The sequence below is a fragment of the Variovorax boronicumulans genome (genome assembly GCF_009811375.1).
GTDB classification, from domain to species: Bacteria; Pseudomonadota; Gammaproteobacteria; order Burkholderiales; family Burkholderiaceae_C; genus Variovorax; species Variovorax boronicumulans.
In genome coordinates this window covers 77,786-90,526 of the sequence record NZ_BKDH01000004.1, presented here as the reverse complement: position 1 = coordinate 90,526, position 12,741 = coordinate 77,786, and the positions used below count along the sequence as shown (strand labels likewise).

The window sequence follows — 12,741 nt, the reverse complement described above, 5'->3', positions numbered from 1 at the left end:
TATCTGGAGCAAGCCTGAAAAGTGTGGCGCGCGGACGACTGCTTCATATGCACCTATCTATGAAAACCAATGTTCTCGTTACATTTTCAGAGGCTCGCTGGCGTCGCCGGGGGGATGGTCGATCAATACAAATTCGAGAGGGACAGAGATGAGGAGAAACGTCGAGACCGCATTCGCTGCGGCGTTGGTTCTGGGACTCGCCGGCTGCGGCGGCGGTGGTGGGGGGGGGGGCGGGGGCGGAGGAATGCCCATGCTGCCTGTTGCCATCACGCCAGCGCCGGAGCCGGAGCCCAGCCCGCCGCCCGCAACAGCAGCAGAGCTGAAATTGACGGTCGAAATCAATGGCAGCGCAGCCACACCGGACAGTTCTGGTCGCTATGTCGTGCTGCCCGGCCAGTTGGTTGCAGTCAAAACCAGCGAGGGGGACAGCGTCTCGTGGGTCGGCGGCATGGATAGTGCCAACGTGAGACGCACTGATGTCGACACGTCGTCCAAGCAATGGGTCTCTCGCTTTGACAATATCGGGCTGGGCGCGACCAGCTACAAGCTGGTGGCCAGCGCATCGGAGGGGCGTACCAAGGAGTTGAACTTCTGGGTCCAAACGGGCGACTACAGAAACGGTGACTACATCGTGTTCGCAGCCAACGGCTCGCGTCAGACACTCAACATGGACTTCAACAAGTTCACCTACACCGTGACGGATGCGTCCGGAAATGCGAGTTCCGGCACGATGACACCGGGCGTGTCGCCCACCAGCGATTGGCTTGTGCAGAGCGATCGCATCACCGGCGTCCCCGCCGCCGCGTTGCGTTTGCGTGGCTTGCGCGACAACGTCGTCGGTGCGCTTCCATTCAGCGTGCCTTACGCGGGATCCCCGACGTACGGTGCATTTCCCTTTGTAGCGTCGCGGGCGTTGCTTATCACGCAGAGCAAGTTGGACGGCACTTACGACCGCGCGCGTATCGAGGTCTCGGCCGCTGGTGGTGAGTCGGCCATTGCGCAGATCCAGATTTCCGGGGGCGGTACGATCATGAAGCAGTGTGTCGATCCGGTCATTTACCGCATCGAGAACTGCCCCGCGGCAAACGTGGTCACCAGCAATATCGAAGCTGATACACAACCTGGCATGTGGTTGCTGAAAAACCAGACCACTGGTGCGTTGCTCGGTCGCTTCGGGATCGCCGATGTTGAAGGCGACAAGACCTACCTGAGTGCCGGCACGTCACCCGCCAACGGCAACCAAGTGTTCGCCATTGGCGTTCCGGCCGCACAGGGCTATGAGGACTTCATCAGCACGGGCTGGTCGACCAAAGGCACCATCGATCTGTCGAAGGTCGCCGCGTCGACATACACCGTCTCCATGAGCCTTCCGGGAAGTGGTACTTCAGCCGACCTCGCGCTCTCCGCTGGTCCCGCCACGTCACCTGCTGGCATCCGTGCCGCAGTAGTCGGCAGCGACGTTTATTTTGCGATGCGTTCGAAGCGCCTTGAGGTGCTGATCGGCGCACGCAGCCCGTCGCCAAAGGCTGGTTTCCTGCATCTGGGCATCATCTACTGAGCGAGTCGTCATTGCGACGGAGCCCGCATGCTCTGAACAGGGCTGCGGGTTTTTTCATGGGCGCTGGCCGCGTTGCGGTGGCGTGATGGCGTGGCGCTTCATGTGCCGATACAGCGTGGCGCGGCAGATGCCTAGTTCTTGTGCTGCACGGGACACATGCCAGCGATGGCGCTGCAGCGCTTCGACTAACAGCGCCCCATGAATTTCGTCTTTCGTGGCCGCATCGTGGCATTCTTTTCGAGCCGTCGACGCATCGATGGCTGAGATTGCGCGGGGCGTTGCCAGTTGCAATTCGTCAGCGGTTACGAACTCCGATGCACACAACGCCAGCGCCAATCGAAGCACATTGCGCAACTCGCGCAGGTTGCCCGGCCAGTCGTGCGCCATCAGCCGCAGCATCGCCGCCTCCGACAGCCGCGCCGTCGAGCCCATCGCCGCTGCCTCTTCACGGAACATCGCCTCGATCAGGTAGCGCCGGTCGCGCCGCGCGCGCAGCGGCGGCAGCTTCAGCACCGCGCCGCACAGGCGGTAGTACAGGTCTTCGCGAAAGCGCCCGGCCGCGACCAGCGCCGACAGGTCGCGGTGCGTGGCCGCCACCACCGCAAGGTCCACGCGCTGCGGCGACTCCGCGCCCAGCGGCAGCACCTCGCCTTCGGACAGCACGCGCAGCAGCCGCGTCTGCAGCGCCATCGGCATGTCGCCGATCTCGTCGAGAAACAGCGTGCCGCGGTCGGCCTGCGCGATCAGCCCCTTCATGCCCTTGGCGCGGCCGCCCGTGAAACTGCCGGGCGTGTAGCCGAAGAGCTCGCTCTCGATCAGCGAATCGGGAATGGCCGCGCAGTTCACCGCCACGAAGGGCAGCGCCGCGCGCCGGCTCGCGCCATGCAGCGCGCGCGCCAGCACCTCCTTGCCGCTGCCGGTCTCGCCCTCGACCAGCACATGGATGCCGCGGTCCACCAGCCGGCGCGCCTGCGCGATCAGCTGCTGCATGGCGGGGTCGTCGTCGCCCGCGATGCGCTCGAGCGGCGGCAGGCGGTCCGAAGGCTGGGGCGCAGGTGATGCGGGCGTCGTGACTGGTGAGCGCCGCAGCCGCGGCGCGATCAACGAGGCGTGGTACTCGCCGCCGCCGGGCAGCAGCACGGTGTGCGCAAACGGCAGGGCCGACGCGCCGCCGTTGCCCAGGCGCCAGATCGCGTCCATCGGCAGGTGCAGCAGCTCCGACACCGCACCGCCCAACAGAGGTTGCTGGCGCCCCAGGAAGACCTCGCGTGCGCCCCCGTTGGCGCCCACCACCGTGCCGCCCTCGTCGAAGGCCAGCATCACTTCGCCCGCCACGTCGACCAGCCCGAAGGCACTGCCCAGCCGCAGGATCCAGTGGCCGCGAAAGTGCCGCAGGAAGTCGGCGTCCTCGATCATCCGCGCGTAGATCGACACCAGGTGCCGCACCAGGTGCTGGCTCTCGCGCGCCTCGGGCGAGCGCAGGGCCGACACGTCGAGGATCGCCGTGAGCTTGCCGCTGTGGTCGAACAGCGGCGCCGTCGTGCAGGTGAGCGCGATGTGCGTGGCGTCGAAGTGCTCGGTCTGGTGGCAGGTCATCGGCTGGCGTTCGATGAGGCAGGTGCCCACGCCGCAGGTGCCGGCGTGCGCTTCGTTCCAGTCCGCGCCCAGGTACAGTCCGGCGCGGCGCAGCTGGTCGTCCCAGGCGGGGTTGCCGATGTAGTCGACCGTGATGCCCTCGGCATCGGTCAGCAGCACCATGTAGCCCAGCTCGGCCACGCGGCGGTAGATGTCTTCCATGCCCGCGCGCGCGGCGCGCAGGAAGTGCTCGAGCTGCTGCTGGTGCACGCGCACCTCCTGCGCCGGCAGGATGCGCGCGGGCGTCGGCCGCGACGGATCAAGCCCATGGTCGCGCACGCAGCGCGCCCACGACTTGTGCACCAGGCTCGCCGCCGGATCAGCCCGCAGCGCCGTGCCGGTGGCGATCGAATAGACGTTGTCGATGTGGCGCGATTGCAGGGACGTCATGCGCAGCCTCGTGCGTGGAGTGGGCGCGGCACGGGGAGGGGCTGCGCAGCCGGACATGATTCGGCTGTCGCGCTGTCGCAGGACAGAGGTGAAACCCGGTGGAACGGACGTGTTACTCCCCCTCACATCGAGGGCAATGCGGCCCGGTCCGGCGCCATTCCTTCACTGCGGCGGCTTCGCACGCTCGGCCAGCCGCTTGCGGTACTCGGTGGTCGTCAGGCCCGCGAAGCCCCAGTCGTCGGTGTCGATCTCCTCGATCACGATGTGCGTCCATTCCGGCGGCTTCTTCAGCACCCGTTCGAGCGTTTCCGTGAACTCGGCAATGACCTGGGTTTTCTGTTCGCGCGTGACGCCGTCGCGGGTGATCTTCAGGTTGATGAAAGGCATGGTGTGCTCCTTGGGTGAATGACTGAGGTGACTACCACTTGCCGGTGCTCATGCCGCCATCCACGGGCAGCACGACGCCGGTCGTGAAATCGGCGCTCGTGAGGTAGAGCACCGCATCGGCGATCTCCTGCACGGTCGCGATGCGGCCGGCGGGTGCCAGGCCGTTGAGGAAGCCGTGCTGCTCGGGCGTGTACAGCGGCGTGTCCACGATGCCGGGTGCCACCGCATTCACCTTGACGTTGTGCGGTGCGAGTTCGAGCGCCAGCGCGCGCGTCGCGGCATTGATGCCGCCCTTGATCAGCACCGGCAACACGGCCGGCACCTGCTGGTTCGGCTGCAGCGCGATGCTCGCCGTGATGTTGACGATGTGTCCCCGGCGGCGCGCGACCATGTGCTTTGCCACGGCCTGCGAGGCGTAGACGAAGCCCTTGAGGTTCGTGGCGACCAGCTGGTCGAGTTCGTCTTCGGTGTAGTCGACGAAGGGCTTGGCGTTGAAGATGCCCGCGTTGTTGACGAGCACGTCCACCTGGCCGAAGCGCGCCACGGCGCGGTCGACGAGCTGCTGCGCGGTGTCGCGGCGGCCGATGTCGCCCGCGACGCCGAGAAGGCGCGCCGGGTTGCCGAGCTGCTTCGCGGCGGCTGCGAGCCGCTCTTCGGTGCGCGCATTCGCGACCACGTTGAAGCCGCGCGCGAGGTACGCCTGCGCAAGGCCCAGGCCGATGCCGCTCGAGGCGCCGGTGATGACCACGGTGGGGGAAGAGTTGTCCTGCATGTCGGTTCTCCAGGGAAGTTGATGACGTGGGGAGAACTGTATTGATGACAGCGAAACAGATAAGTCACTAGACTCGAACTTCACTTGATACACAAGGTAATCAATCCATGCAGCGGCAGTTCGGCGACATCCTTCTGGGCAGCATCGAGTTGTTCTGCCTCGCTGCGGAGAGCGGCGGCTTCACCTCGGCGGCACTCGCGGCTGGTGTGACGCCGGCGGCCGTGAGCCGATCGATCTCCCGGCTCGAGAAGCGGCTGGGATTGCGGCTTTTCGTGCGCACCACGCGCAGCGTGCGGCTCACCGACGCGGGCCGCTCCTACTTTGCACAGTGCCGACAGGCGCTGGCGCAGCTCGCCGAGGCCGAGCGCGAGGTGATGGGCCAGCAGGCGCTGCCTTCGGGCACGCTGCGCATCAGCGTGCCGACCACCTACGGCCACCACCGCATCCTGCCGATGCTGCCGGCGTTTCGCGAACGCTTTCCCGACATCCGGCTGCACGTGCACCTGAGCAACCGCAACATCGATTTCGTGGAAGAGGGCTACGACATGGCCGTGCGCGTGCGGGCCCAGCCCGACTCCACGCTGATCGCGCGGCACCTCGAGGATGCGGACCTGGTCGTGGTCGCCACGCGCAAATACCTGAGGAGGGCCGGCACGCCACGCACGCTGGACGATCTCGCCGCGCACGAGTGCATCCAGTTCGAGCTGCCCAGCAGTGGCCGCCGCATTTCGTGGCTCTTCAAGGAGAACGGCAAGGACCGCGAAGTCTTCGCGGACAGCGCCTACAGCTGCTCCGACGACGTGCTCGGCGGCGTCACGCTCGCGAAAAGCGGCGCCGGGTTGTTCCAGACCTACCGCTTCGTCGTGGAGAAGGAACTGGCCGACGGTTCGCTCGTCGAGGTGCTGAAGCCCTTCGCGGGCCGTTCGCGGCCCTACACGCTGCTGTACCCGGACGGGCGCCACGTGCCGCTGCGCATGCGGGTGTTCATCGATTTCCTGATGGCGCAGCGGACCGGGTGATGCCCGCCACGCATGCTCACACGCCCAGCAGTTCCTCCAGCACCTGCGGCTCGGCCAGCAGATCGGCCGACGCCCCATGCCGCACGATCTGCCCCTTCTCCATCACCACCGCCAGGTCGGTGTGCGCGAGCACCTTGCGGTAGTCGCGGTCGACGATCAGCGTGGCGATGCCCGTCGCACGGATTTCGCTGATCACGCGCCAGATCTCGGCCACGATCAGCGGCGCGAGGCCTTCGGTGGCCTCGTCGAGGATCAGGAGGCGCGGGTTGGTCATGAGCGCGCGGCCGATGGAGAGCATCTGCTGCTCGCCGCCCGACAGCTGCTGGCCGCCGTGCGAGAGCCGTTCCGACAGGCGCGGGAAGGTGGCCATCACGCGGTCGAAGGTCCAGGCGCGCTGGCCGTCGATGCCGGCGCGCTCGCTCATCACGAGGTTCTCGCGCACCGACAGGTTCGGGAAGATGCCGCGCCCTTCGGGCACGTAGCCGATGCCCAGCCGTGCCATCTTCTCGGGCGGCAGGCCGGTGACGGTGCGGCCGTCGACCTGCACTTCGCCGGAGGCCGGGCGCACGTAGCCCATGATGGTGCGGATGAGCGTGGTCTTGCCCATGCCGTTGCGCCCGAGCAGGCCGACGGAGGTCGCCGCCGGAATGCCGGCATGCACGCCGCGCAGGATGTGGCTGTTGCCGTAGTAGGTGTTGAGGTCGCGAACGATCAGCATCAGTGTTGCTCCTCGCCGAGGTACGCGGTGCGCACTTCGGGGTTCTCGCGAATTTCTTGTGGGTTGCCCGTGGCGATGACGGTGCCGTTCACCATCACCGTGATGCGGTCGGCGATGCGGAACACGGCGTCCATGTCGTGCTCGACCAGCAGGATGGCGTGCGTGGCCTTCAGCCGCGCGAGCAGCGTGAGCATGCGGTCGGTCTCTTCCGCGCCCATGCCGGCGAGCGGTTCGTCCAGCAGCAGCACGCGCGGGTGGGTGGCCAGGCACATCGCCACTTCGAGCTGGCGCTGCGCGCCGTGGCTCAGCGTGCCGGCGACGCGCCGGGCTTCGGCGGTGAGGCCCGCCGCTTCGAGCGCGGCGTCGGCCGAGGCGTTGCTGGTGGCGCAGCGCTGCGACGACTGCCAGATCGCCCACGGTTTTGCCGTGGCGGCCTGCGCGGCGAGGCGGCAGTTCTCGTGCACCGTGAACTCCGGGAAGATGGTGGTGCGCTGGTAGCTGCGGCCCACGCCGTCGCGGGCACGGCGCGACTGCGCGCGCGCGGTGATGTCCACGCCGTCGAGCGCAATGCGGCCTTCGGAGGCCTCGATCTCGCCCGAGAGCATGTTGATGAGCGTCGACTTGCCGGCGCCGTTGGTGCCGATCACCGCATGCACTTCGCCGATGTGCAGGTCGAGCGTGACGGCGTTGACGGCGGTGAGGCCACCGAAGCGGCGCGTGAGCTTGTCCACGGACAGCAGTGCGGCGGTCATGCGCCTCCCTTCGGCGACAGGCGCTGCACCAGGCCGATCAGGCCCTTGGGCAGCAGCGCCACGAACACGATGATGGCAATACCCAGCGTGAGCTGCCAGTGGTCGGCCAGCGGGCCCATCACGGCGTGGGTGGAGAAGATTTCCTTCAACAGCGTGAAGGCCACGGCGCCGATCACCGCGCCGCGCAGGTGGCCGAGGCCGCCCAGGATCACCATCAGCAGCACCTCGCCGGAGTTGTGCCAGGCCATCAGCTCGGGGTTGACCACGCCGTCGCGCGAGGCCAGCAGAAAGCCCGCGAGCCCGGCCAGCGCGCCCGCGAGCACGAAGGCCGCGAGCTTGTAGCCGTACACCGCGAAGCCCGCCGCGCGCATGCGCTGCTCGTTCACGCGGATGCCCGCGAGCGCGGCGCCGAAGCGCGAGCGGCGGATGAGCGCCAGCAGGCCGTAGGTGAACACCAGCGCCGCCAGCACCACGTAGAACAGCACCGTGCGGTTCTCCATGTCGAGCGCGCCGAGGGCCGGGCGCACGTACAGGTAGATGCCGTCGCTGCCGCCGCCGACCTTGGTGTCGTGGAACACGAAGAAGGCCATCTGCGCGAAGGCCAGCGTGACCATGATGAAGTACACGCCGCGCGTGCGCAGGCTCAGCGCACCCACGAACAGCGCATACAGCGCCGCCGCGCCCATCGCGAGCACCAGCAGCAGCGCGAAGTTGCCGCCCTCGTTGCCCGAGGCCAGCACGGTGACGTACGCGCCGATGCCGTAGAAGGCCGCGTGGCCCAGGCTCACGAGCCCGGTCATGCCCACGAGCAGCTCCAGGCTGAGCGCGAAGATCGACAGGATCATCACCTTGACGATGAAGTCCGACGCGTAGTTGCCCAGCAGCGGACCGGCCACGCCGAGCGCGATGGCGCACAGCAGGGGCACGACGAAGGCGCCACGCCGCGGCGACGAAGGTGCGGATGCAACCACGGGGCTCATGGCCGCCTCCCCATCAAGCCTTCGGGCTTCCAGATCAGCACGATGGCCATCAAGAGGTAGATGCCGATGCCCGCCAGGTCGGCGAAGAACACCTTGCCGAAGGTGTCGACAAAACCCACCAGCAGCGAGGCCACGAGCGCCCCGGTGATCGAGCCGATGCCGCCGATCACCACCAGCACGAAGCAGATGATGAGCACGCTGGCGCCCATGTTCGGGTACACCGAGGACATCGGCGCGGCGATCATGCCGGCCAGCGCCGCCAGCGCCACGCCGGCCGCGAACACGATGCGGTACAGCCGCTTCACGTCGATGCCCAGGCCGCGCACCATGTCGCGGTTGCTGGCGCCGGCGCGGATCATCATGCCCAGGCGCGTGCGGTTCACCACGTAGTACAGGCCCACGGCCAGCACGATGCAGGCGGCCGAGGCAAACAGGCGATACCACGGGTAGCTCATGACGTTGCCCAGCGCGAAGCTGCCGTCCAGCCACGCGGGCACCTTCACGCCGTGCACGTCGTTGCCCACGAAGATGGAGCGCAGCTCCTCGAACACCAGGATGAGCCCGTAGGTCATGAGCACCTGCTGCAGGTGGTCGCGCTGGTAGAGGTAGCTGAAGAAGGCCCACTCCAGCACGTAGCCGAAGATCGCGGCCAGCACCACGCCGGCCACCAGCATCAGCAGGAACTGGTCGCCGAACAGCGGCGCCAGCGAGAACGCCATGTAGGCGCCGATCATGTAGAAGCTCCCGTGGGCGAGGTTGATGACGCCCATGATCCCGAAGATCAGCGTCAGCCCCGAGGCCACGAGAAAGAGCAGCAGGCCGTATTGAACGGAGTTCAGGCACTGCACGAGAAAGGTTCCGAAATCCACCGTGAGATCCCAGTTGGTTGTGGTTGCCGCAAGGCGGCTCGCAGCCCCGTGAAATGGATCGGGGCCGCGAGGGAACGAGAGAGAACCGAAGGCCTGTGGCCTGGCTTACATCCGGCAGCCGCGTGCCGGATCGGAGAGACCCTTGATCGCGGTGCTCACCAGCTTGTTTTCCTTGCCTTCCACCTTGCGCAGGTAGATGTCCTGCACCGGGTTGTGCGACTTGCTCACCGTGAAGGTGCCGCGCGGGCTGTCGATCTTGGCCTTCTCGATCGCACCCGTGAACTCGGCCTTCTTCGAGATGTCGCCCTTGGTGGCATTCAGGCCCACGCCCAGCATCTGCGCGGCGTCGTAGCCCTGCACCGCGTACACGTCGGGCTGCAGCTTGAACGACTTGGCATAGGCCACGCGGAAGGCGTTGTCGCGCGGGGTGTTCAGGCCGTCGGCGTAGTGCAGCGTGGTGAGCATGCCTTGCGCCGATTCGCCCTGCGCGTCGAGCGTGCCGTCGGTCAGGAAGCCGGGGCCGTACAGCGGGATGGTCTTGTTCAGGCCGGCGGCCTGGTAGTCCTTGACGAACTTCACCGCGCCGCCGCCCGCGAAGAAGGCGTACACCGCATCGGGCTTGGCCGCCGCGATCTCGGTCAGCAGGGCCTGGAATTCCACGTTGGGGAAGGGCAGGGTGAGCTGCTTGTCGACCTTGCCGCCGTTCTTCTCGAAGCCTTCCTTGAAGCCGTTGACCGACTCTTCGCCGGCCGCGTACTTCCAGGTGATGGTCATGACCTTCTTCTTGCCCTGCTGCTTGGCCGCCACCTCGCCCATGGCGAAAGCCGGCTGCCAGTTGCTGAACGAGCTGCGGAAGATGTTGGGCGCGCACATGGGGCCCGTCACCGCGTCGGCGCCGGCGTTGGGCACGATGAGCACGGTGCCGCTTTCCTTGGCGGCCTTGGCCATGGCCATCGCCACGCCCGAGTGCACGGTGCCCACGATCACGTCGACGTTGTCGCGCTTGATGAGCTTGTTGACGTTGTCGGTGGCCTTGGCGGGGTCGGACTCGTCGTCGACCTTGAAGTATTCGATCTCGCGGCCCGCGAGCTTGCCGCCTTGCTGTTCCACGTAGAGCTTGAAGCCGTTTTCAATGGCCACGCCCAGGGCGGTGTAGGTACCGCTGTAGGGCAGCATGAGGCCGACCTTGAGCTTTGCCGTGCCCTGTGCGCCGGCCGCGGAGGCCAGGGCGGCGAGGGCGATGGCCGTGAGCGCCAGGCGCGCGGTGCGAAGGTTCGTCATGGTGTCTGTCTCCTGTTGTTGGTGATGAAAGAAGCGGTCGCGACGATGACACGATCCGGCTGATCGCGATGCGGGGAATGCCCGCATTCAGGGATTTCGAGCAGCTCGCAAATCCCACCGACGCGCGGTGCGATGTCGCGGATCTGCGCGAGCGTGCCGTACGCGTCGTCGATGCCCTGCACCGCGAGCACGGGGCAGCGGATCGTGGCCAGCTCGGCCTCGATGTTCCAGTCGCGAAAAGGCGGGTGCAGCCAGATGCGGTTCCAGCCCCAGAAGGCCGAGTCGGCGCTGTCGTGGTAGCGGCCGAGCTTGGCGGGCAGGTCGCTCGTGCGGTAGGCGTCGCGCGCGATCTCGATGTTCGCGACGGTCTTGTCTTCCACGAAGATGTGCGGCGCGAGCACCACGAGGCCCGCGACCTTGTCCGAGAAGCGCGAGGCATACAGCAGCGAGATCGAGCCGCCGTCGCTGTGGCCGAAGAGCCAGGGCTTCTCGTCGCCGAGCTTCAGCGCGGCGAACAGCGCGGGCAGCACCTCGTGCGCCTGGCGGTGCATGAAGTCGACGTCCCAGATCTCGTCCTCGGCGCGCGGCGTGGAGCGGCCGTAGCCGGGGCGCGAGAACACGAGTCCGCGCGCGCCGGCGGCTTCGCAGACCTGGGCGGGAAAGTCCTTCCACATCGCGACGGAGCCCAGGCCTTCGTGCAGGAACACGATGAGCGGGGTGTCGGCGCCGCGTTCGGGGGCGATCCACTGGCACTCGATGCGCACGGTGCGCCCGCGCCAGTCGATGGTGGCGAAGTCGGTGGCAACCGTCGGCGTGCTCATGCCTGCTTCTCGCGTTCGCGCAGCCGGAAGCGCTGGATCTTGCCGGTGGCCGTCTTCGGCAGCTCGCTCACGAACTCCAGAAAGCGCGGGTACTTGTAGGGCGCCAGGCGTTCCTTCACGAAGGCCTTGAGCTCGTCCTCGGTGGCCGCAGCGCCGTCTTTCAGCACCACGAAGGCCTTGGTCTTCGTGAGCCCGTCGGCGTCGTCCTTGCCGATGACGGCGGCCTCGAGCACGGCGGGGTGTTGCATCAGCGTGGCCTCAACCTCGAAGGGCGAGACGTAGATGCCGCTGACCTTGAGCATGTCGTCGCTGCGCCCGGCGTACGTGAAGTAGCCGTCGGCGTCGCGCGTGTACTTGTCGCCGCTCTTGGTCCAGCCGCCCTGGAAGGTGTCGCGCGATTTCTCGCGGTTGCACCAGTACATCAGCGCCGAGCTCGGGCCGCGGATGTACAGGTCGCCCACCTCGCCGTCGGGCACGGGGCGGCCGTCCTCGCCGCGCAGCTCGACCTCGTAGCCGTCCACCGGCTTGCCGGTGGTGCCGTAGCGCACGTCGCCGGGGCGGTTGGAGATGAAGATGTGCAGCATCTCCGTGGAGCCGATGCCGTCGATGATCTCGCAGCCGAAGTGCGCCTTGAAGCGCTGCGCGATCTCGCCGGGCAAGGCCTCGCCGGCCGACGAGCACATGCGCAGCGCCACGGCTTCGCGCGCGGGCAGCTTCGGCGAGGCGAGCATGCCCGCGAAGCCCGTGGGCGCGCCGAAGAACACGGTGGGCTTGTGCTCGGTCCAGCGACGGAAGGTGGCATCGGGCGTGGGGCGCTCGGCCATCAGCACCACGGTGGCGCCCACCGACAGCGGGAAGGTCAGCGCATTGCCCAGGCCGTACGCGAAGTACATCTTGGCGGCCGAGAAGCACACGTCGCCTTCGGTGAGGCCGAGCACGGGCTTGCCGTAGAGCTCGGCGGTCCACCACAGGTTGGCGTGCGTGTGCACCGTGCCCTTGGGCTTGCCGGTGGAGCCGGAGGAATAGAGCCAGAAGCCGGGGTCGTCCGACGCGGTGGGTGCCGGTGCGGGCAGGGGCTCGGCGGCGGCGAGCGCGGCCTCGAACTCTTGCGCGCCTTCGGGCAATGCGCCCGTCGGTTGCGACACGAACAGCGTCTGCACTTCATGGCCGCCGCGCGCCATCGCATCTTGCAGGGTCGGCAGCAGCGCGCCCGACACCAGCACCGCCTGCGCGCGGCTGTGGTCGAGCATGTAGGCGTAGTCGTCGGGCGTGAGCAGCGTGTTCACGGCCACGGGAACGATGCCCGCGTACAGGCAGCCCAGGAAACTCACGGGCCAGTCGTTGCCGTCGAGCATGAGCAGCAGCACGCGCTCTTCGCGGCGGATGCCCGCGGCCTTCAGCGCGGCGGCCAGGCGGCGCGCGCGGTCTTCGAGCTGGCCGTAGCCCAGCGTGCCGCGGTCGTCGATGTAGGCGGTGCGTGCGGCGCGGCCGCGGTTGAGGGCGAACAGGTGTTCGGCAAAGTTGAATCGTGCGGGCAGGCTGCTGTTCATCGTGTGTCT

At 67.3% G+C, this 12,741-nt stretch carries 12 protein-coding genes; 2 read left to right on the top strand and 10 right to left on the bottom strand.

Annotation, left to right across the window (positions count from 1 at the left end):
• The first annotated feature begins 250 nt into the window (after positions 1–250).
• Positions 251–1,558 (top strand): hypothetical protein, encoded by a 1,308-nt coding sequence (locus VHAB30_RS25465; protein WP_174250285.1) that lies wholly within the window; start codon positions 251–253, stop codon positions 1,556–1,558.
• Between the two features lie 54 nt (positions 1,559–1,612).
• Here VHAB30_RS25465 and VHAB30_RS25460 read toward each other — a convergent pair whose 3' ends face one another.
• The 3 genes from VHAB30_RS25460 to VHAB30_RS25450 form a co-directional block, all read right to left on the bottom strand.
• The gene (locus VHAB30_RS25460) at positions 1,613–3,583 is read right to left on the bottom strand and encodes a sigma-54-dependent Fis family transcriptional regulator (protein WP_159279030.1); all 1,971 of its coding nucleotides are present in this window, start codon (positions 3,581–3,583) and stop codon (positions 1,613–1,615) included.
• 162 nt (positions 3,584–3,745) lie between these two features.
• Positions 3,746–3,970, bottom strand: a complete 225-nt coding sequence (locus VHAB30_RS25455) for a tautomerase family protein (RefSeq protein WP_070061404.1) — start codon at positions 3,968–3,970, stop codon at positions 3,746–3,748.
• A 31-nt stretch (positions 3,971–4,001) separates the two neighbouring features.
• Positions 4,002–4,742 carry an SDR family NAD(P)-dependent oxidoreductase gene (locus VHAB30_RS25450; RefSeq protein ID WP_159279029.1) on the bottom strand — a complete coding sequence of 247 codons (741 nt, stop codon included), beginning with the start codon at positions 4,740–4,742 and terminating at the stop codon, positions 4,002–4,004.
• A gap of 107 nt (positions 4,743–4,849) precedes the next feature.
• On the opposite strand from VHAB30_RS25450, the gene VHAB30_RS25445 reads away from it, so the two are divergent.
• Entirely contained in the window at positions 4,850–5,761 is a 912-nt protein-coding gene (locus VHAB30_RS25445) for a LysR family transcriptional regulator (protein ID WP_159279028.1), read from the top strand.
• A gap of 16 nt (positions 5,762–5,777) precedes the next feature.
• Here VHAB30_RS25445 and VHAB30_RS25440 read toward each other — a convergent pair whose 3' ends face one another.
• The 7 genes from VHAB30_RS25440 to VHAB30_RS25410 form a co-directional block, all read right to left on the bottom strand.
• A complete protein-coding gene (locus tag VHAB30_RS25440) occupies positions 5,778–6,479 on the bottom strand; it encodes an ABC transporter ATP-binding protein (RefSeq protein WP_139703457.1) in 702 nt (233 codons plus the stop codon).
• Positions 6,479–7,231: an ABC transporter ATP-binding protein gene (locus tag VHAB30_RS25435; protein WP_062470295.1), complete on the bottom strand. Its 753-nt coding sequence runs from the start codon at positions 7,229–7,231 to the stop codon at positions 6,479–6,481. Before VHAB30_RS25435 ends, VHAB30_RS25440 begins: the two co-directional genes overlap by 1 nt.
• Positions 7,228–8,211: a branched-chain amino acid ABC transporter permease gene (locus VHAB30_RS25430; RefSeq protein WP_159279027.1), complete on the bottom strand. Its 984-nt coding sequence runs from the start codon at positions 8,209–8,211 to the stop codon at positions 7,228–7,230. The genes VHAB30_RS25435 and VHAB30_RS25430 overlap by 4 nt, the downstream gene beginning before the upstream one ends.
• On the bottom strand, positions 8,208–9,080 hold the full coding sequence (locus VHAB30_RS25425) for a branched-chain amino acid ABC transporter permease (protein ID WP_062470301.1): 873 nt from the start codon (positions 9,078–9,080) through the stop codon (positions 8,208–8,210). The genes VHAB30_RS25430 and VHAB30_RS25425 overlap by 4 nt, the downstream gene beginning before the upstream one ends.
• A gap of 105 nt (positions 9,081–9,185) precedes the next feature.
• Positions 9,186–10,361 carry an ABC transporter substrate-binding protein gene (locus tag VHAB30_RS25420; RefSeq protein WP_139703460.1) on the bottom strand — a complete coding sequence of 392 codons (1,176 nt, stop codon included), beginning with the start codon at positions 10,359–10,361 and terminating at the stop codon, positions 9,186–9,188.
• Positions 10,358–11,182 carry an alpha/beta fold hydrolase gene (locus tag VHAB30_RS25415; protein WP_159279026.1) on the bottom strand — a complete coding sequence of 275 codons (825 nt, stop codon included), beginning with the start codon at positions 11,180–11,182 and terminating at the stop codon, positions 10,358–10,360. The genes VHAB30_RS25420 and VHAB30_RS25415 overlap by 4 nt, the downstream gene beginning before the upstream one ends.
• The gene (locus tag VHAB30_RS25410) at positions 11,179–12,732 is read right to left on the bottom strand and encodes a benzoate-CoA ligase family protein (RefSeq protein ID WP_159279025.1); all 1,554 of its coding nucleotides are present in this window, start codon (positions 12,730–12,732) and stop codon (positions 11,179–11,181) included. The genes VHAB30_RS25415 and VHAB30_RS25410 overlap by 4 nt, the downstream gene beginning before the upstream one ends.
• Positions 12,733–12,741 lie beyond the last annotated feature (9 nt).

What these genes read in the sequence shown, in the direction of transcription:
- VHAB30_RS25455 (WP_070061404.1), bottom strand. Translation starts at nt 3,970, where the DNA reads ATGCCTTTCATCAACCTGAAGATCACCCGCGACGGCGTCACGCGCGAA.
- VHAB30_RS25460 (WP_159279030.1), bottom strand. Translation starts at nt 3,583, where the DNA reads ATGACGTCCCTGCAATCGCGCCACATCGACAACGTCTATTCGATCGCC.
- VHAB30_RS25465 (WP_174250285.1), top strand. Translation starts at nt 251, where the DNA reads ATGCTGCCTGTTGCCATCACGCCAGCGCCGGAGCCGGAGCCCAGCCCG.
- VHAB30_RS25410 (WP_159279025.1), bottom strand. Translation starts at nt 12,732, where the DNA reads ATGAACAGCAGCCTGCCCGCACGATTCAACTTTGCCGAACACCTGTTC.
- VHAB30_RS25440 (WP_139703457.1), bottom strand. Translation starts at nt 6,479, where the DNA reads ATGCTGATCGTTCGCGACCTCAACACCTACTACGGCAACAGCCACATC.
- VHAB30_RS25415 (WP_159279026.1), bottom strand. Translation starts at nt 11,182, where the DNA reads ATGAGCACGCCGACGGTTGCCACCGACTTCGCCACCATCGACTGGCGC.
- VHAB30_RS25445 (WP_159279028.1), top strand. Translation starts at nt 4,850, where the DNA reads ATGCAGCGGCAGTTCGGCGACATCCTTCTGGGCAGCATCGAGTTGTTC.
- VHAB30_RS25435 (WP_062470295.1), bottom strand. Translation starts at nt 7,231, where the DNA reads ATGACCGCCGCACTGCTGTCCGTGGACAAGCTCACGCGCCGCTTCGGT.
- VHAB30_RS25450 (WP_159279029.1), bottom strand. Translation starts at nt 4,742, where the DNA reads ATGCAGGACAACTCTTCCCCCACCGTGGTCATCACCGGCGCCTCGAGC.
- VHAB30_RS25430 (WP_159279027.1), bottom strand. Translation starts at nt 8,211, where the DNA reads ATGAGCCCCGTGGTTGCATCCGCACCTTCGTCGCCGCGGCGTGGCGCC.
- VHAB30_RS25420 (WP_139703460.1), bottom strand. Translation starts at nt 10,361, where the DNA reads ATGACGAACCTTCGCACCGCGCGCCTGGCGCTCACGGCCATCGCCCTC.